The organism is Pseudoduganella sp. jia 9 (genome assembly GCF_055502615.1).
Genome location: NZ_JBUPWE010000003.1, coordinates 255,683 through 272,911, shown reverse-complemented (window position 1 = coordinate 272,911; position 17,229 = coordinate 255,683). Strand labels below are relative to the sequence as shown.

At 67.7% G+C, this 17,229-nt stretch carries 16 protein-coding genes; 10 read left to right on the top strand and 6 right to left on the bottom strand.

Annotated elements, in window-relative coordinates:
• The first annotated feature begins 51 nt into the window (after positions 1-51).
• From ACY34H_RS04515 to hmpA, 4 genes are all read left to right on the top strand, one after another.
• The gene (locus ACY34H_RS04515) at positions 52-2,271 is read left to right on the top strand and encodes a hybrid sensor histidine kinase/response regulator (protein ID WP_464976289.1); all 2,220 of its coding nucleotides are present in this window, start codon (positions 52-54) and stop codon (positions 2,269-2,271) included.
• A gap of 61 nt (positions 2,272-2,332) precedes the next feature.
• The gene (locus ACY34H_RS04510) at positions 2,333-2,557 is read left to right on the top strand and encodes a hypothetical protein (RefSeq protein ID WP_464976288.1); all 225 of its coding nucleotides are present in this window, start codon (positions 2,333-2,335) and stop codon (positions 2,555-2,557) included.
• Positions 2,558-2,748: 191 nt separating this feature from the next.
• Positions 2,749-3,207, top strand: a complete 459-nt coding sequence (locus tag ACY34H_RS04505) for an RrF2 family transcriptional regulator (RefSeq protein ID WP_464976287.1) — start codon at positions 2,749-2,751, stop codon at positions 3,205-3,207.
• A gap of 115 nt (positions 3,208-3,322) precedes the next feature.
• Entirely contained in the window at positions 3,323-4,513 is a 1,191-nt protein-coding gene (hmpA, locus tag ACY34H_RS04500) for an NO-inducible flavohemoprotein (protein ID WP_464976286.1), read from the top strand.
• Positions 4,514-4,553: 40 nt separating this feature from the next.
• On the opposite strand, the gene ACY34H_RS04495 is transcribed toward hmpA, so the two are convergent.
• A complete protein-coding gene (locus ACY34H_RS04495; RefSeq protein ID WP_464976285.1) occupies positions 4,554-5,387 on the bottom strand; it encodes an HDOD domain-containing protein in 834 nt (277 codons plus the stop codon).
• Positions 5,388-5,468: 81 nt separating this feature from the next.
• The gene (locus tag ACY34H_RS04490) at positions 5,469-6,752 is read right to left on the bottom strand and encodes a D-amino acid dehydrogenase (RefSeq protein ID WP_464976284.1); all 1,284 of its coding nucleotides are present in this window, start codon (positions 6,750-6,752) and stop codon (positions 5,469-5,471) included.
• 113 nt (positions 6,753-6,865) lie between these two features.
• On the opposite strand from ACY34H_RS04490, the gene ACY34H_RS04485 reads away from it, so the two are divergent.
• Positions 6,866-7,363 (top strand): Lrp/AsnC ligand binding domain-containing protein, encoded by a 498-nt coding sequence (locus ACY34H_RS04485; protein ID WP_464976283.1) that lies wholly within the window; start codon positions 6,866-6,868, stop codon positions 7,361-7,363.
• A gap of 516 nt (positions 7,364-7,879) precedes the next feature.
• On the opposite strand, the gene ACY34H_RS04480 is transcribed toward ACY34H_RS04485, so the two are convergent.
• Complete coding sequence (locus ACY34H_RS04480; protein ID WP_464976282.1) at positions 7,880-8,299, bottom strand: hypothetical protein; 420 nt, start codon at positions 8,297-8,299, stop codon at positions 7,880-7,882.
• Between the two features lie 47 nt (positions 8,300-8,346).
• Here ACY34H_RS04480 and ACY34H_RS04475 point away from each other — a divergent pair, with 47 nt between their 5' ends.
• The 4 genes from ACY34H_RS04475 (at position 8,347) to ACY34H_RS04460 (ending at position 13,783) form a co-directional block, all read left to right on the top strand.
• Positions 8,347-9,285, top strand: coding sequence for a DUF4214 domain-containing protein (locus ACY34H_RS04475; RefSeq protein ID WP_464976281.1), 939 nt, complete (start codon positions 8,347-8,349; stop codon positions 9,283-9,285).
• A gap of 124 nt (positions 9,286-9,409) precedes the next feature.
• Positions 9,410-10,990, top strand: a complete 1,581-nt coding sequence (locus tag ACY34H_RS04470; protein WP_464976280.1) for a hypothetical protein — start codon at positions 9,410-9,412, stop codon at positions 10,988-10,990.
• Positions 10,991-11,137: 147 nt separating this feature from the next.
• On the top strand, positions 11,138-12,436 hold the full coding sequence (locus tag ACY34H_RS04465) for an NAD(P)/FAD-dependent oxidoreductase (RefSeq protein ID WP_464976279.1): 1,299 nt from the start codon (positions 11,138-11,140) through the stop codon (positions 12,434-12,436).
• Between the two features lie 141 nt (positions 12,437-12,577).
• A complete protein-coding gene (locus ACY34H_RS04460; protein WP_464976278.1) occupies positions 12,578-13,783 on the top strand; it encodes a TetR family transcriptional regulator in 1,206 nt (401 codons plus the stop codon).
• A gap of 31 nt (positions 13,784-13,814) precedes the next feature.
• Here the strand turns inward: ACY34H_RS04460 and ACY34H_RS04455 are convergent, their stop codons facing one another.
• From ACY34H_RS04455 to ACY34H_RS04445, 3 genes are all read right to left on the bottom strand, one after another.
• On the bottom strand, positions 13,815-14,567 hold the full coding sequence (locus ACY34H_RS04455; protein WP_464976277.1) for a hypothetical protein: 753 nt from the start codon (positions 14,565-14,567) through the stop codon (positions 13,815-13,817).
• 8 nt (positions 14,568-14,575) lie between these two features.
• Positions 14,576-15,523, bottom strand: a complete 948-nt coding sequence (locus ACY34H_RS04450; RefSeq protein ID WP_464976276.1) for a 5'/3'-nucleotidase SurE — start codon at positions 15,521-15,523, stop codon at positions 14,576-14,578.
• Positions 15,524-15,816: 293 nt separating this feature from the next.
• Positions 15,817-16,521, bottom strand: a complete 705-nt coding sequence (locus ACY34H_RS04445) for a sensor histidine kinase (RefSeq protein ID WP_464976275.1) — start codon at positions 16,519-16,521, stop codon at positions 15,817-15,819.
• Between the two features lie 158 nt (positions 16,522-16,679).
• On the opposite strand from ACY34H_RS04445, the gene ACY34H_RS04440 reads away from it, so the two are divergent.
• Positions 16,680-17,204 (top strand): hemerythrin domain-containing protein, encoded by a 525-nt coding sequence (locus ACY34H_RS04440; RefSeq protein WP_464976274.1) that lies wholly within the window; start codon positions 16,680-16,682, stop codon positions 17,202-17,204.
• Positions 17,205-17,229 lie beyond the last annotated feature (25 nt).

Here is a 17,229-nt window from a genome sequence, read left to right as displayed (position 1 = left end):
CGCGTTTTCCGTCCAGCGCGGCCGTCCGGGCCGCGTGCTGAGGATTACCGCATGCCCCGCCTGAAAAGCCTGCGTGCGCGGCTGATCCTGCTGGTCGCGCTGGCGATCACGCCGATGGCGGCGATGACGGTGCTGACCGGCGTGCGCGAGCGCGAACATGCGATCGACGTGGCGCGCGAGAACCTGCAGCGGCTGGCCAACCTGGCCGCCGCCAACGAAGCGCAGTCCCTGGAAGGCGCGCGGCAGATCCTGCGCGACCTGTCGAGCATTCCCGACCTGCTGGACAACCAGGACGATTGCAGCGTGCTGCTGTCGGACATCCTGGCGAAGAACACCGATTACGTCAACTTCGGGCTGATCCAGCTGAACGGCGACGTCACGTGCAGCGCGGTAGCGTCGGTGGGCCGCGTCAACCTGGGCGACCGGCCGCATTTCCGCCGCGCGGTCGCGGAGCGCCGCTTCATTGCCGGCAACTACATTTTCGGCCGCGTGGTCGGAAAGCATACGGTGAACCTGACGTTCCCGGTGATCAAGCAGGGCGCCGTGAAGGCCGTGCTGTTCGCCGCCATGGACCTGGCCGAGCTGGACAAGTTCGTGCTCGACGTGCGCCTGTCGCCCGGCTCGATGATGTGGACGGTCGACGGCGAAGGCACGACTATCTCGCGCCGGCCCGAGCCGGCCGCCTGGTTCGGCAAGCCGATCCCGCCGCACCTGCGCCAGGCGCTGGCGGCGCGGCCGGGGGTGCCGATGCTGCTGACCGATGCCGACGGCGTCGAGCGGCTCTACGCGTTCGCACGCGTCGGCAAGCCGGACATTTCCGACTACACGGTGGTCATCGGCATTCCGTACGAGGAGATCGTGGCGGCCGCCACGCGCGACCAGATGATCGCCGTCGTGGGCCTGGTGGCGACGTTCACGCTGGCGCTGCTGGCGGCGTGGTTCGGCGGCGACGTGCTGATCGTGCGGCGCGTGCAGACGCTGGCGCGCACCGCCAACCGCATCGCCACCGGCTCGCTTGACACACGCACCGGCCTGCGCTACGAGGACGAGGAGATCGGCGCGCTGGCGCGCTCGCTGGACGAGATGGCGCAGGCGCTGCAGAAAAAGGAACTGGAACGCGACGCGGCGGCCGCTTCGCTGCAGGCGGCCGACCGGCGCAAGGACGAATTCCTGGCGATGCTGGCGCACGAACTGCGCAATCCGCTGGCGCCGATCAGTTCCGGCGCCCAGGTGCTGAGGATGGCGCACGCGGACAATCCCGCGGTGGCGCGCACCGCCGACATCATCGCGCGCCAGGTCGAGCACATGACGCGGCTGATCGACGACCTGCTGGACGTCTCGCGCGTCACCCGCGGTCTGGTCAAGCTGAACCGTGTGCCGCTGGACCTGCGCACCGTGGTCGAGGACGCGGTCGAACAGGCCTATCCGCTGTTCAAGTCGAAGCGGCAGCAGCTGGAGCTGGACATTCCGCACGCGCCGATGGGCATCGATGCCGACCACAAGCGCATGGTGCAGGTGATCGTCAACCTGCTCAACAACGCGGCCAAGTACACCCAGGAATATGGCCACATCCGCGTCAGGCTGGAGCGCGACGGCGCGCACGTTCGCCTGGCGGTGGCCGACGACGGCATCGGCATGGCGCCGGAACTGGTGGCGCGGGTGTTCGAGCTGTTCACGCAGGCAGAGCGCACATCCGACCGCTCGCAGGGCGGGCTGGGGCTCGGGCTGGCGCTGGCGCGCACGCTGGTCACGCTGCATGGCGGCACGGTGCGCGCCGCCAGCGCCGGCCTGGGCCAGGGCAGCACCTTCACCGTGGAGCTGCCGTACGTGGAGCCGCCGGCGCAGGCGGAGCGGGGCGGCGCGCAGGCCGCTGGCGCCAGGGCGGCCCGGCCCGGCAGCCTGCGCTGCCTGGTCGTCGACGACAATGTCGATGCGGCGCAGACGCTGGCGCTGTTCCTCGAGGCCGCAGGCCATGCGGTGCACGTGGCGCACCGCGCCGGCGAGGCGCTGGAACTGGCGCGCCGCCACGCGCCCCAGCTGTGCTTCCTCGACATCGGCCTGCCCGACATCGACGGCAACCAGCTGGCCCGGCAGTTGCGCCTGCTGCCCCAGACGGCCGGCGCGCAGCTGGTGGCGGTGACCGGCTATGGCCGCAGGGAAGACCAGGAAAAATCGATCGCCGCCGGCTTCGACCAGTATTTCGTCAAGCCGATGGACACCGCGAAGCTGGTGCAGCTGCTGTCGACGATCGGGCCGGAAATGGTGAAGTAGGCAGCCGGTGCCGGCGCGCAGCCGTGCGCGCCGGCACCGGCCCGCGCAGTAGACTGGCGCCATGAAACGCTATCGCAATCTCGAAGGCCATTCCGGTGTCGTTGCCTACGACATCCTGCCGGAGGCGATCGCCGTGAAATTCACGGGCGGCGACGTGTACGACTACACCTGGCGTGCCACCGGCCGTGCTCGCGTGGAAACGATGAAGGCGCTGGCCGAGGCGGGCAGGGGACTGTCGACGTTCATCGCGCGCTACGTGCGCGATGACTACGAGCGCAAGCACTAGCGCAAGCACGAACGCAAGCACTGGGAAACACGAACGCGGGCACTTGCCCCGGCACGGACGCACGCAGGAACGCACCCGGGAACGCACCCAGGAACCGGCTGGCGGCCCCCCGGGCGCGAGCGCGCCGGGCCGGCGGCGGCACGGCGGCCGCGCCGCCGCTATAATGGCGGTGCCGTTCGCCCCCGCCCGCCATGAGACTGACCACATTCACCGATTACACGCTGCGTTCCCTGATGTACCTGGGCATGCACCGCGACCGCCTGGCCACCATCCAGGATATCGCGGACCTGCACGGCATCTCGAAGAACCACCTCACGAAGGTGATCCACCAGCTGGGCATCTCCGGCCTGGTCGAGACGGTGCGCGGCCGCAATGGCGGCCTGCGCCTGAAGGGCGAGCCCGGCGACATCAATATCGGTGCCGTGGTGCGCGCCAGCGAATCGGATTTCTTCATGGCCGAATGCTTCGATCCTGCGGCGCAGGGGTGCGCATTCGCGGGCGCCTGCGGCCTGCAGGGCAAGCTGCGCGAAGCCACCGAGGCATTCCTGGCGGTGCTCGACGGTATCACGCTGGCCGACCTGCTGCCCGGTGCGCGCCGGCAGGAACAGGCGATCCTGCTGCATCTGCCGGACCGCCGGCCCGGCTCCTGACCGCTTCATTATTGCTTTGGTGACAGCTGGGACATTTTGTCCAATTCTTCTTGCCGGTTTAAAGATGCAAAATAAATGCATCTTTAAACGAACACCAAAGCCGAAGGAGAACACCATGCTGTCCGCCGATCACCGCGCCATCGTTACCGCCACCGTACCTATCCTCGAACAGGGCGGCGAGGCGCTGACCCGCCACTTCTACCCGATCCTGTTCCGCGACTATCCGCAGGTGAAGCCGTACTTCAACCAGACCCACCAGGCCGACGGCGCGCAGCCGCGCGCATTGGCCAACGCGGTGCTGATGTATGCGAAGAACATCGACCGGCTCGAGGCGCTGGGCCCGCTGGTGGGCCAGATCGTCGCCAAGCACGTGGCCCTGAATATCCTGCCGGAACACTATCCGATGGTGGGCGCCAGCCTGTTGCAGGCGATCCGCGAAGTACTGGGCCCCGTGGCGACCGATGCCGTGATCGACGCCTGGGGCGCGGCATATGGCCAGCTGGCCGATATCCTGATCGGTGCCGAAGGAAAGACCTACGCGGCGATGAAGGCCGCGCGGGGCGGCTGGAACGGCCTGCGCCGCTTCGTGGTGGCCGCCAGGCGGCGCGAGAGCGACGAGATCGCCACGTTCGTGTTCCGGCCCGAGGATGGCGGCAGCGTGCTGGACTTCCAGCCGGGCCAGTACATCGGCCTGCGCGCGGTGGTGAACGGTGTCGACCAGCGCCGCAACTATTCGCTGTCGGCCGCGCCGAACGGCACGACGTACCAGATCAGTGTGAAGCGCGAACCGGGCGGGGCGATGTCGAACCACCTGCACGACGCCGTGGCCGAGGGCGACGTGGTCGAACTGCTGCCGCCGTCCGGCGTATTCACGCTGGCCCCGCACGACAGCCGCCCCATCGTGTTCATCAGCGGCGGTGTCGGCATCACGCCCACGCTGGCGATGCTGCCGGCGGCGCTGGCCAGCGGGCGCGAGGTGCATTTCATCCATGCCGCGCGCCATGGCGGCGTGCATGCGTTCCGCACGCATGTCGACGAACTGGCCAGCCGCCATCCGCAGCTGCGCCGGCGCTACATGTATGCCGAGGATGCCGGCCAGGGTTCCAGCCACCCGGCGCCCGATGCCGTGGGCCTGCTCGACAGCGCAACGCTGGCGGCATGGCTGCCGGCAACGCGCGACGTGGATGCGTATTTCCTCGGTCCGCAGCCCTTCATGAAGGCGGTGAAGCGTTCGCTGCGCGAGCTGGGCGTGCCGGAAGAACAGACGTACTTCGAGTTCTTCGGCCCCGCCGCCGTGCTGGATTGAGGGTAAAGCGTGCCGGCCAGGGCGGCCGGCAGGGGCGTTGTCAGACCAGCAGTGCCGCGGTCATCGCCGTGGCGTCGCGCTCCGCCTCGTCGAGCATGCTGGCGGCCATTTCCTCGTCGATGAACAGGTCGACGACGGATTCGGACTGCGGCATGTCTTCGCGTGGCTGTGCCAGCGGCGAGTCGACCGGGGCGAAATGGTTCGCCAGCAGCAGCGTGTCGAGCAGGCTTTCCGGCGGCACGCCGAGGAAGCCGTCGCGCAGGCCTTCGATCGCGGTCGCCACTTCTTCCGGGATCGCCAGCTTGGCCATCACTTCGCGCGTGATGATCTCCTCGCTGGCAGGTTGCCAGTTGTCCGGATCGGGATCGAGCAGGCCGGGGAATTCGTCGGCGCGCGACAGCAGGTAGAAGCCGCCCACCTCGTGCACGATGCCGGCGAACAGCGCGGTATCGCCATTCACCTCGGTCACGTCGCGTGCGATGATGCGCGCCAGGCACGCCACGTAGACGCAGTGCTGCCACAGCTGCTCGGCCTTGGCACGCACGGCGGGGTCGACGATCTTGCTGCCGAACTGGCGCACCACCATGGCGGCAGCCAGCGCATACAGGTTGTGGTAGCCCACGCGCGTGATCGCGGCGCGCACGTTGGTGATCGAGCTGCCGGAGCGGTTGAACATGGCCGAGTTGGCGAGCGCGACGGTGCGGGCCGCCAGCTGCGGCTCGGCCAGCACGAGGCGGATCGCCTCGTCGATGGGGGTATCCGGGTTTTCGAGCGCAAGTTGCACCCGCAGCGCCGCGTTGACGCTCGTGGGGAACACCAGGTCTCCCCGGATCGCGAGCGCGGCGATATGCCCGAAGGCTTCCAGTTTATTCATGGCGGAATTATACGCACGGGCTACTGCCCGCACAATTGCGCCCTGGAGCAGGAAAGGGGAAAGCGGCGCTGCCGCTTGCCCTTATGCGCCGGCCAGTTGCGGCTGCCGCATGCCGCCGGCGCGGTGGTAGCGCTCCACCGACAGGTCATCGGCCCGGATCGCCGGGCGCCGGGCCGACATGATGTCGGCCAGCAGTTGCGCGGAACCGCAGGACATCGTCCAGCCCAGCGTGCCATGGCCCGTGTTGACGAACAGGTTGGCCAGCGGCGTGCGGCCGACCACGGGCGTGCCGTCCGGCGTCATCGGGCGCAGGCCGGTCCAGAAGGAGGCCCGGGCGGTGTCGCCGGCGCCGGGGAACAGGTCGTTGACCACCATCTCCAGCGTGGCGCGGCGGCGCGGGTTCAGGCGCTTGTCGTAGCCCGCGATCTCGGCCATGCCGCCAACCCGGATGCGGTCGTCGAAACGGGTCACGGCGATCTTGTAGGTTTCATCCAGGACCGTCGAGGCGGGCGCCCGGTCCGCATCCACGATCGGCACCGTGATCGAGTAGCCCTTCAGCGGGTAGACGGGAATGTCGAGGATGCCGCGCAGCAGCGGTGTCGAGTAGGCACCCAGTGCGACCACGTACGAATCGGCCGTCACCGTTTCGGCACCACAGCGGACACCGGCGATTTCGCCGCCGGCCACGACGAGGCCATCGATGTCGACGTTGTAGCGGAACTGCACGCCAAGCCCGCAAGCCAGTTCGGTCAGCCGCGAGGTGAACAGCTGGCAGTCGCCCGTTTCATCGTTCGGCAGCCGCAGGCCGCCGACCAGCCGGTCGCCGGCGATGCCCGGCTCGGCCGCCAGCAGGCGGCGCGCGTCCAGCAACTCATAGGGCACGCCGGTTTCCTCGAGCACGGCGATATCCTTGGCGGCGTCGTCCATCTGCCGCTGCGTGCGGAACAGCTGGGTAGTGCCCTGCTGGCGGCCTTCGTAGGCGATGCCGGTGGCGGCGCGCAATGCCTTGAAGCAGTCGCGGCTGTATTCGGCCAGTCGCACCATGCGTTCCTTGTTGACGGCATAGCTTTCGGCATTGCAGTTTCTCAGCATCTGCCACATCCATTGCAGCTGGAACAGCGTGCCGTCGGGCGAGATCGACAGCGGCGCGTGGCGCTGCATCATCCATTTCACGGCTTTCAGCGGAATGCCCGGAGCGGCCCACGGCGATGCATAGCCGGGCGAAATCTGTCCGGCGTTGGCGAAGCTGGTCTCCAGGGCAGGGCCGGGTTGACGGTCCAGCACGGTCACCGAGTGGCCAGCCCGCGCCAGGTAATAGGCCGTGGTGACGCCGATGACGCCGCTACCGAGAATGACTACGCGCATGGTTGCCTCGAATATAAATATAGGTATGGGTGTTTGCGTGGGTGTTTCGCCTATGGTAAGTTTTGTTCGCTAGTGTTTGTCACTATATATCTGCACAAAAACAGGAAAAAATCATGCGTACACAAATACAGTCCGTGCGCGCCCTCGACAAGCTCGACCGCAAGATCTTGCGCATCCTGCAGGAGGATGGCCGTATTTCGATGAAGGAGCTGGCCGAACAGGTGGGATTGTCGGTCACTCCCGCGATCGAACGCGTCAAGCGCATGGAGCGCGACGGCGTGATTACCGGCTACCACGCCCGGCTCGATCCCGCCGCCATCGGCGCCACGCTGCTGGTGTTCGTGGAAATCACGCTGAACCAGAAATCGGCCAGCCATTTCGAGCAGTTCCGGCGCGAAGTGCTGCGCATTCCCGAGGTGCAGGAATGTCATCTGGTGTCGGGCGATTTCGATTACCTGATCAAGGCGCGCATCCACCAGATGGCCGAGTACCGCAAGCTGCTGGGCGACATGCTGCTGAACCTGCCGGGCGCAGCGCAGTCGAAAAGCTATGTGGTGATGGAAGAGATCAAGGAAACCCTTGTACTGGCAACGGAAAATTCCATGCGGTAAGAGTTGCCGTGTGGAATTCCCGCAACCATCGATCGAATAGTTCCTGTTAGAATCGTTTTGATTCTATAGGGAAACTAAAGATGATTGCTGTTACCCACTCGGTTGTTGTTGACGGAACCAAATTCTTTCACCGGCCCCTGCTGCCCGGCGATGTGGAGCCCACCGAAGAAGCCTATGTCGCGACATGGTCGGGCGAAGCCATTGCGGCCGCCAACATGTATGGCGGCTACCTGGCCAATTGGGGGTACGGCACGGTGACGATCACGCCACCGGTTGATGGGACGTACGATCTGTCGGTGGCGAGCGCTACGGGATTCAGCTACTCGGACGACCCCGCCACGGCCGATACCCAGCTGTGGCTGTATGAAGGCAGCTTCAATCCGGCGGATCCGTTGGCCAACCTGCTGTTCGCCAACGATGATGTCGACGGCTTCGTCGAAGAGGGTGGTGCCGGCAACTGGCTGTCGAAAGTTGCTGCTGTTTCCCTGAAGGCTGGCGTGCAGTATGTGGTGGTGGTCAGCAGCCGCGACCCCGGCTTGACCGGAACGGCGGCGGTGTCCTTTGCCGACACCGCCGTGTCCCAGCCTTATCCGGAGCTGCCGCCGGTGCCGGGGACCCCGGGATCGGAATCAGGCGAAACGCCTGCACCAGCTCCAGTACCTGCACCGGAGCCTGCACCAGCGCCTGCACCAGCTCCAGTACCTGCACCGGAGCCTGCACCTGCACCTGCGCCTGCAGCGGAACCGGCACCAGCACCAGCGCCCGCTCCAGCACCTGCGCCCGCACCGGCACCAGCGCCCGCTCCAGCACCGGCACCGGCACCTGCACCGGCGCCAGCACCTGCGCCAGCACCCGCACCTGCGCCTGCGCCTGTACCGGCGCCAGCACCTGCACCTGTACCGGCGCCAGCACCTGCACCTGTACCGGCGCCAGCACCTGCACCTGCACCGAGTCAGGCAGGCGATCCGAAGCCCGGCATCACGGTGACGGGAACCGCGGGGAACGACGTGCTGAAGGGTGGCGACGGCGACGACATCTTTACCGTCAGTTCAGGCCATGACACGATCGCTGGCGGTGGCGGTTTCGACACTGTGCAGCTGGCTGGCCACGCGGCCGGTTACAAAATGCAGATGGTGGACGGCACGCTGGTTGTCTCCGGCCCGGCTGGAAACAGCTACGCGATGCACGATGTCGAAGCCCTCAGCTTTACCGGCGGCCAGGGCAATGCACCGGCCGAGATCGCAGCGCGGCTGTATGCGGGCATCCTGGGGCGCCCCGGCAATGCCATGGAAGTCGACTACTGGGCAGGCGTCATTGCGGCCGGCGGTTCGCCAAGGGATGTCGCCATCGAGTTCGTCAATTCACCGGAAGCGGCTGGCCTGTTCCGCACCAGCGGCGCGACCGGTTTCGTGACAGCCCTCTACGAAAGCATGATGGGCCGTATGCCCGCGCCAAAGGAGGTCGATTACTGGGTGGCGGCGATCAACAAAGGTGCCCAGCGTGCCGACGTGGCACTTGAATTCATCAATTCTCCCGAGTACCTGGCGAAGCCCGTCAATGTCGACCTCGGCAGTAGCGAGCTGGGCGTATTGCTGCGGCTGTACTACACGATGTTCGATCGCGCTCCGGACGAGGCTGGCCTCAACTACTGGCTCGGCCAGCATTCCGGCGGACTGTCGATGAGCAGCATCGCGAGCAACTTCGCCCAGTCGCTGGAAGTGGGGACGTTGACCGACGGCGCCTTCATCGACCGCATCTACGATGCCGGACTGCACCGTGATCCGACCGCGGCCGAGAAGGCGCAGTTGCTCGACCTGTTCGATCGCGGCCTCGATCGCGGCCAGATCCTGCTGCAGATTTCCGAATCGCCCGATGCCGTAACGCTGGTCGGCGTGGTCGACAGCACCATCACGCTCGCCTGAGGCGCGCTGGCCGCGCGCGGGCAGTGCCCGCGGCCGCGGCTTTCCCCTGTCGTGCAAGCGTGCCGGGCGCGGCTGGCTTCCGCTAGAATGCCGGAAAGGCATCGCAGACGACCAGGGGACCACTGTGAATCACACCGCAACGTCGCAAATTACGCCCGCCGCGCCGGCGTACACGCTGCAATTGCGCACGCTCGACGAGCACTTGTGCACCGACCAGAGCTTTACTTCCGCGCTGGCGCGCCTGCTCGGCGCACTGGCGGTGGGCGAGGACGGCGCGATGACGCTGGCGCAGTTCGCCGCGGTGACCGATCTTTCCGGAGAGGGCAAGGCATCGGCAGTGTTCACGGCGCTGGTACTGAATGCCATCGAGTCGGGCGTGACGGTCGACTGGGCCGTCAATGCGCTGGCGCGCAGCAGCGGATCGGTCGAGCCGTCCGCGCGCGAGGCCGCATTCGCGATGATGAAGCCGCTGCTGGCGCTGCAGGGCCGGCGGGCCCGCCCGCTGGCCATGAAGGCGGCCCGCGCCCTCGGCATCCGCCTGGTGCCGGACCATTACTATGGCCTGCCGCCGGAAGAGGAGCGCCGGCTGCTGAACAACCTCGGTACCCAGGCGCGCAAACTGGTCCGGGGCAGGGGGCTGGTCGATGCGGTTGCCGATTTCGGCCGCAGTACCGGCCAGGTCGAACTGCTGAACCACGCCCGCGGCTTCAACGGCGGCATGATGACACAGGAGCAACTGCGCGACGTGGTGCAGGGCGCCGTCGACACGATCGCGCAGGGTATCGCCACCTACCAGGAAAAGGCCGCGGCGCCGCTGCAGGGCGACGGCGAGGCCGGTGCCCTGTCGGCCACCGCTGAACAGCTGCGCCAGCAGGTGCTGCAGCGGCTGGCGCTGGTCGATGCACGCATTGCCTACGAACGCCGCATGCTGTGGCAGGACATCGACGATGCCGTGCACGATGCCGGCAACGCAATCGAGGTGGCGATCGCCGACCGCCTCGACAGCGAGCCGTGGAAGGACGAGCAGGTGTGGTCCGGCATCGCGCGCGACCAGTTCGCCCGCGAGATGGAACACCGGCTCGACCGGGTCGCGCGCCGCAAGCAGGAAGCCCTGGACCTGCTGCATCACGACCTCAAACTGTTCCAGGCCGACATGCGGATCACCCAGGGTGACGCGTTCAAGCGCCAGCACCACGCGGCGCTGGCCCGGCTGATGCCGCGGCTGCGCATCGGCACGCGGCTGGTCAACAGCGTCGACACGGCCGCCAATCTCACATTGATGGGTAGCGCGGTCGCGGCCGCCGGTACCAGCACCGCTGCCTACCTGTTCGGCGTGGCCGTCGTGGTGCCGGTCGTGGCGCCGGTGGTGCCCTTCGTCGGCGGCGCCGTGCTGCTGGCTTCGGCGTTCAAATGGGCCACCGATACGAACAAGCGCAAGCGCGAGGAAATCCGCGACAAGCGCCGCGTGTTCGAGGAAGAACTGCGGCGCCGGCTGAAAGAGGCGGAAGAAGGTTTCGTCGTGCAGCTCGACCGCATCGGCAGCGCGTTCTACGAATCGGCCAGCGCGCTGCTGACGCCGCTGATGCTGGAAGCCGAGGCGGCTGCCCGCATCCAGGGCGTACGCAAGCGCATCGCCGACAAGGTGATCGCGCAGGCGCAGGCTGCCATCGGGCATCTGCAGGCCGCGCTGACTGCCGCGGCTTGAGCCGGCGCCGCCATTCCCCATCGGCATGACGATCCGCCGGCCGGGGCGACGCCCCGATTGTTAAGTTCGCCTGCGCACCAACGAGACATTGGCATCCCGCATACAATGGAACGCGATGTCTTTCATTCACATTGCGAGGAGAACCATTTGCAGAGCAAATACGTGATCGTCGGAGGTGGGGCGGGCGGCCTGGAGCTGGCCTGCAAACTGGGGCGCAAGCTGGGGCCCGGCAAGGTGGCGCTGGTGGACAGCCGGCTGTACCACATCTGGAAGCCGTCGCTGCACGAAGTGGCCGCCGGCACGCTGGACATCCACGCGGAAGGGTTGTCATACCAGATGCTGGCGCACGACAACGGCTTCACCTACGTGTACGGCGCACTGGAAGCACTCGATGCCGAGGCGCGCACGATCACCGTGGGCGCGATCGAGGCGGCTGGCGCGCATGGTACCGAAACTGTGCTGCCGGCACGCACCATCGGCTATGGCTCGCTGGTGCTGGCGGTAGGCAGCACGTCGAACTATTTCGGCGTGCCCGGCGCCGCGGAGAACACCATCTCGCTGAACGGCACCGAGGACGCGGAGCGCTTCCGGCTCACGCTGCTGAAGCTGCTGGCCAAGGCGGCCACCGAAAAGGCCGGGGAAGGCGTGGACATCGTCATCATCGGCGGCGGCGCCACCGGTGTCGAGCTGGCCGCCGAACTGCGCGAGGCCAGCGGCGTGTACGCGGCCTACGGCTTCGGCGACCTGAAGCCGCTGCGCGACGTGCGCATCACCATCATCGAGGGCGCGCCGCGCATCCTGGCGCCACTGCCGGAACGGGTATCGGCCGCCGCCACCGGATTGCTCGCCGAGCGTGGCGTGCGCGTGCTGACGGATACCCGCGTGACGCAGATCGACGTGGACAGGGTCACCGTGCAGAAGGGCGACGTCTACCCGTCCGACATCGTGGTGTGGGCAGCCGGCATCAAGGCACCGGACTTCCTGAAGAACCTGGGTTTGCCGACCGTGAAAGGCGGCCAGCTCGATGTGACCGGCGAGCTGGCGGTGAAAGGCTTCGCGGACATCTACGCGCTGGGCGACTGCGCACTGTGCATCGGCGCCGACGGCAAGCCGGTGCCGCCGCGTGCACAGGCCGCGCACCAGCAGGCAGACTACCTGTTCGCGGCCCTGCTGCGGCGCGAGCGCGGCCAGCCGCCGCAGGGCAAGCCATACGAATATCGCGACTACGGCTCGCTGGTGTCGTTCGGGCAGCGCGATTCGGTCGGCAGCCTGATGGGTTCGCTGCAGGGAAAAAACTGGTTCGTGGAAGGCTTCTTCGCGCGGCTGATGTATACCAGCCTGCACCTGATGCACCACCAGGCGATCATGGGCACGCTGCGCACGGGCGTGCTGGCGCTGGCACGCTTCCTGATCAAGCGCACCACGCCGATGGTCAAGCTGCATTGAGGCGCGCGGTGGCGCGGATGCCGCGCCGCCCCGCATGCTCTACAATCGGCCGTTTCGCCATGACGCCACGAGTATCCATTGACTGAACCGGCAGCCGCAACACAAGCCACCCCCACGCGGACAGCGCCTCCGGCCGAAGCCTTGCTGGCAGCCGCCCTCGGCATCGTCGCCACCGCCGGCCTGGCTGGGCTGACGCTGCGCCCGCTGGCGAACGCGCTGGGCGTTTCGGTCACCGTGCTGAGCAATCATTACGGCGGGCGTGCCGACATCATGGCGGCGATCTGCGGCGCGGCCTGCGAGCGCGACGAAGCGCTGTCCGACGGCTGGCGCGCGACGCTGGCGGCACTGGGCGCGCTGCCGCCGGCCACCGCCGCCGGCCTGGCCGAGGCGATCCTGGAAGAACAATCCTCGAGCGGACGTGCGCTCTCGGCGCTCTACCTGGAATTCCTGCACGCCTGCACGTGGGACGCGACGCTGCGGCCGGCGTTCGCCGGATGGGCCGGCCGGCGGCGCGCATTCTGGGACGAATTCGCCGGCCGGGCCGGACTGGCGGCGCCCCTGGCGGCATGCGGCTGGTGGAACGGTTACGTGATCGCCGAACTGGCCTGCGGCATGGCGCTCGATGGCGATGCGTCGTACCGGCTGCTGCGCCGGATCGGTTTGCAGCGCCTGTTTGCCGGCGCGTTGGCCGCGCCGGCAGCGGTGGATGGCATCCTGTTCGGCCTGCTGCGTGAGCGGATGCAGTACGGTGGCGGTGGCGGTGGCGGTGGACGCGGTGAGCGCAGTGCCGTGCCGGTAACCGGCCCGGGTGCCGGTGGGCCGGCCTGGTCCGCCCAGGCTGCGCGCGCCTGCGGCAGGCGCCTGGCAGCGCGCGGCATCGATGGCCTGACGCACCGCGCCATCGCCGCCGAGATCGGCATTGCGCATACCACGCTGAGCTACCGCTTTCCCACCCAGCGCGACCTGGTGATCGCCGGGCTCGAGTGCATTGCCGGCCATATCCGCAGCGCGGTGGAAGCCGACAGCCTGGCCGAACTGCAGCGGCTGCGCGGCGAGGAGGAGGGCCTCGATCCGGCGCGGGCCAGCTTCGCCGTGGCCCTCGCCGCCGTGCGCCTGCCGGAACTGGCGCGCCAGGCCGCCTATATGCGCGCCTGGCGCGGCAGCAACCTCGCCATGGTATTCGCCAGGTACCTGCCGCAGGCGCGCGGCATCGATCCGCTGTGCGCCCAGCTGGTGTCCATGGGCCTCACCGGCCTGACCAACACCATGCCGCCGGGCGCGCATGCCGAGGAGGCGGTCGCCACGGCCTATGCCGCGGCGGGCGACTGGCTGCGCGGCGAGCGCTGACGCCACGGCCATGCCAGGCGCCGCTGGCGGCTTATTCCCGGTAAGCCCACAGATCGACCGGCGCGGGCGTGCCGGGCGCCATCAGGCGGAAGGCCGCGGGAGCATGGTCGGCGTCGGCCACCAGGTAGCCGTCCGACCGTGCCGGCAGGCCCGCGCAGCCTGCCGTGGCCAGCGTCAGCTTCAGTGCATTGGGCAGGGCCGCCGGCGCCGCCTTGCCGGTCAGCTTGCAGGCGGAATCCCCGGCCACGATATCGCCGCCCGCGCTCACCGCGAACAGCGCGACGCTGCGGTCGGCCAGGCGCACGGCATAGTTGCCGGCGAACGGTGCCACCGTCAGCGTGGCAGCCGCGATGGCATTGCTGTTCAGCAGTTCCACCGACGTGGCCGCGGTGGTGCCGGGCGCCGCCTGCCAGGCGCCATTGCCGTCGCGCCGGTACATGGCGGCGGCCTGGCCGGCACTGTCGTCCAGCACCAGCAGCCGGCTGCCGTCCGCCGCCGCATAGTACTTGCCGCTCGCCGGACTGGCGGCGTCGCCGGTGGCGACGGCATAGGCGCCCGGCGCGAGCTCCGTGACCGTGACGGCGGGCCCGGCGCTGCCGCTGTCGTTGTCGTCATTACTGCCGCACGCGGCAAGCAGCAGCGGCAACAGCGGCAGCAGCAGGGCTGGCAGCCGGTTGCCGGCGCCGGCCCCGTTGCCGACAGGGCGAGTGGTGGTGGGAGCCATGGCAGGAGTCATGGCGGGCGTCATGGCACGCATCATGGCGCGAGTGATGGCACGGGTCATGGCGCGGCTCATTGGGCGAACAGGTCGCGCAGGCGCAGGCGCAGCCATTGCTGGGCGGCGGGGCGCTGCTCGTAGCCCACCTGCATGGCGGTGACGGCAACCTTGCTCCGGTAGACCAGGGCTTCATCCTCGGCCTGGTCGGCGGTGGCGGCGCCAGGCGCGGCACCGGAAAGTCCCCACGGTGCCGCGGAGCTGAACTTCAGGCGGTAGGTATCGTAGCTTCCCTGCCGCGCAAAGGCCCAGCCGGTACTGGCGGCCGGCACGTCGGGGAAGTTGACGTTCAGCGCGATGCCTGCGGGCAGCAGCGGGTTGCTGCCGGCCCTGGCCTGCAATGCGGCGAGCAGCTTGCCGGTCAGCTGGGCAACGATGCGCGAAGCGGGGTTGGCGAGGCCGGCGTTGTCGGCGGTATTGCTGCCCGCGCTGAGGGCGATCGCGGGCAGGCCCCGGCCCGCGGCGAACTGCACGTTGCCGATCGTGCCTGAATTGATCGCCAGCTTGCCGACGTTCTGGCCTTCGTTGGGGCCGGACAGCACCAGGTCCGGCGCCTTGCCCCAGCGCGCGGGCGCCAGCACGTCGAGGCCGTACATCAGGGCCATCACCGGGGTGCCGTGCACATAGTGATAGTCGCCGTTGGTGTAGCCATCCCTGGTGAACGGACCGACCGCCGGCGCACCCAGCGGCGCCGCGCCGTTATGGCAGCCGCCTTCCGCGTCGATCTGCGTCCTGTCGTTGTCGGCCAGGATGGTGGTCGTGCTGTACATGACGATGGCGGAGCTGCGGCCGCTTTGCCCGGAGCACGGCACCGACACGATGACGGAATGGCCGGCCGCCTTCAGTTCCTCGTACAGCGCTTTCACGTTGCTGGTGAGGCCATCGTCGTTGGCGAGCACGATGTTGAGCGCCAGGGCGGGGCTGGCGCACAGGGCGAGGGCGGCGCCGATTGTCAAACGGTTCATAACTTCCTTTCCGGGAGTGGCAAGTAGTGGAAGCCGCGATGCTAAACATCGTTTATGACCGCGTAATGACAGTTGTACGAGGAATAGCTGTGCCTTACGAGACTATTACCCTTCAATTATGGGTATTGGTCTATTTCAGAAGACACGTGTACGAATCTCGCCTCGCGGCGGCCGGCGGCTTGCGCCTGCTGGCGCGGCGAGGTCGCGGCGCAGCCGTGCCATGCCGCCGGCCAGGCGGCTGCATGGGGGACTGCGCTCGGTGGGGAGATGCGCCGCGGACGCGGCAGGCAGTGTCAGGCTGCGGGGGGCTTCGGCAGCACGACCGACAGCATCGCACCGCCGTCGGGGTGGGTCGTCAGCGCCAGGGTGCCGCCGAGCAGGCGGGCGCGTTCGCGCAGCAGGCGCAGGCCGTACTGGCCGGTGCCGGCGGGCATGTCGGGTGCGAGGCCGCGGCCGCCGCCCTTGCCATTGTCCCTTACCGTCAGCATGATCTCGTCTTCATTGTCGTCGACGATCACGTCGACCTCGGTCGCGCCCGAGTGCGCGGTGACATTGGACAGGCCCTGCTCGAGCACCCGCAGCAGCACGACGCCGTATTCGCGCGGGCAGGACGGTTCGTCCTCGGGCAGGCTGCAGCGGGCCGTCAGCGCATATTGCTGGGCAAACTGCGTAACGAGTTCGGCAAACGCGACCTTCATGCCGAGGAACTCGAGCTTGTCGTTCCACAGCTTGTGCTGCATCTGCCGGTTGTTCTCGATGATCGTATGCAGCAGGTTCTTCATCTGCGCCGCGCGGTCGCGCAGCGGCTGCTGGTCCGGCTGCAGCTTCGCCGTCAGCAGGCCGAGGTGCATCGTCAGCGCCGTCAGGGACGAGCCCAGGCTGTCGTGCAGCTGCCGCGCCAGCGCGCGGCGGTCGTTGTCCCAGCTGTTGACCACGTGACCCAGCAGGTCTGAAAGTTCGGTGGCGCGCTCGCTTCCGTTGGTGATTTCGTCGGGCATGATTGGTATTGGTATGGGCCGCTATAACAGCCGGATCATACCTGAGGTTTTCAGGAAATGTCGCACCGGCACTATCGTGTGTTGTCGCACAGTCAGCGGCAGCGGCAGCAGGCACACTGCATCTGCGCTATCAACCTAAACCATTACAAGGAGCAGCCATGAGTGCCACAGCCAAGCCGCGTGATGCCGTCGCCCTGCTGAAGCAGGACCACGACGAAGTCAAGGCCATGTTCAAGCAATATGAAGAGCTGGGCGACCGCGCGTTCGCCAGCAAGCAGAAACTGGCCGAGAAGATCTGCCTGGAGCTGACCAAGCACGCGATCGCCGAGGAAGAAATCTTCTACCCGGCCGTGCGTGCCGACGTCGACGATGCGGACGACCTGGTCGACGAGGCAACCGTCGAGCATGCCTCGGCAAAGGACCTGATCGCGCAGATCCATGCGATGGATCCGCATGACGACCTGTACGATGCCAAGGTGAAGGTGCTGGGCGAATACATCGAGCACCACGTCAAGGAGGAGGAAGAGGAGATGTTCCCGGCCGCGAAAGAGGCCGCGAAGGGAAGCAAGCTCGACCTGGTCGCACTGGGCGAGCAGATCCAGGCCCGCAAGGACGAGATCGACGAAATCCCGCCGATGCCGGTGCCGGGCAAGGTGGTGTATTCGAACCAGCCCGCGGCCTGACGGGGTTGGCCCGGCGGCAGGCATG

Bases quoted from the DNA above. Each gene is read 5' to 3' on its own strand.
- ACY34H_RS04515 (WP_464976289.1), top strand. From the start codon at position 52: ATGCCCCGCCTGAAAAGCCTGCGTGCGCGGCTGATCCTGCTGGTCGCG.
- ACY34H_RS04510 (WP_464976288.1), top strand. From the start codon at position 2,333: ATGAAACGCTATCGCAATCTCGAAGGCCATTCCGGTGTCGTTGCCTAC.
- ACY34H_RS04505 (WP_464976287.1), top strand. From the start codon at position 2,749: ATGAGACTGACCACATTCACCGATTACACGCTGCGTTCCCTGATGTAC.
- hmpA (WP_464976286.1), top strand. From the start codon at position 3,323: ATGCTGTCCGCCGATCACCGCGCCATCGTTACCGCCACCGTACCTATC.
- ACY34H_RS04495 (WP_464976285.1), bottom strand. From the start codon at position 5,387: ATGAATAAACTGGAAGCCTTCGGGCATATCGCCGCGCTCGCGATCCGG.
- ACY34H_RS04490 (WP_464976284.1), bottom strand. From the start codon at position 6,752: ATGCGCGTAGTCATTCTCGGTAGCGGCGTCATCGGCGTCACCACGGCC.
- ACY34H_RS04485 (WP_464976283.1), top strand. From the start codon at position 6,866: ATGCGTACACAAATACAGTCCGTGCGCGCCCTCGACAAGCTCGACCGC.
- ACY34H_RS04455 (WP_464976277.1), bottom strand. From the start codon at position 14,567: ATGACCCGTGCCATCACTCGCGCCATGATGCGTGCCATGACGCCCGCC.
- ACY34H_RS04450 (WP_464976276.1), bottom strand. From the start codon at position 15,523: ATGAACCGTTTGACAATCGGCGCCGCCCTCGCCCTGTGCGCCAGCCCC.
- ACY34H_RS04445 (WP_464976275.1), bottom strand. From the start codon at position 16,521: ATGCCCGACGAAATCACCAACGGAAGCGAGCGCGCCACCGAACTTTCA.
- ACY34H_RS04440 (WP_464976274.1), top strand. From the start codon at position 16,680: ATGAGTGCCACAGCCAAGCCGCGTGATGCCGTCGCCCTGCTGAAGCAG.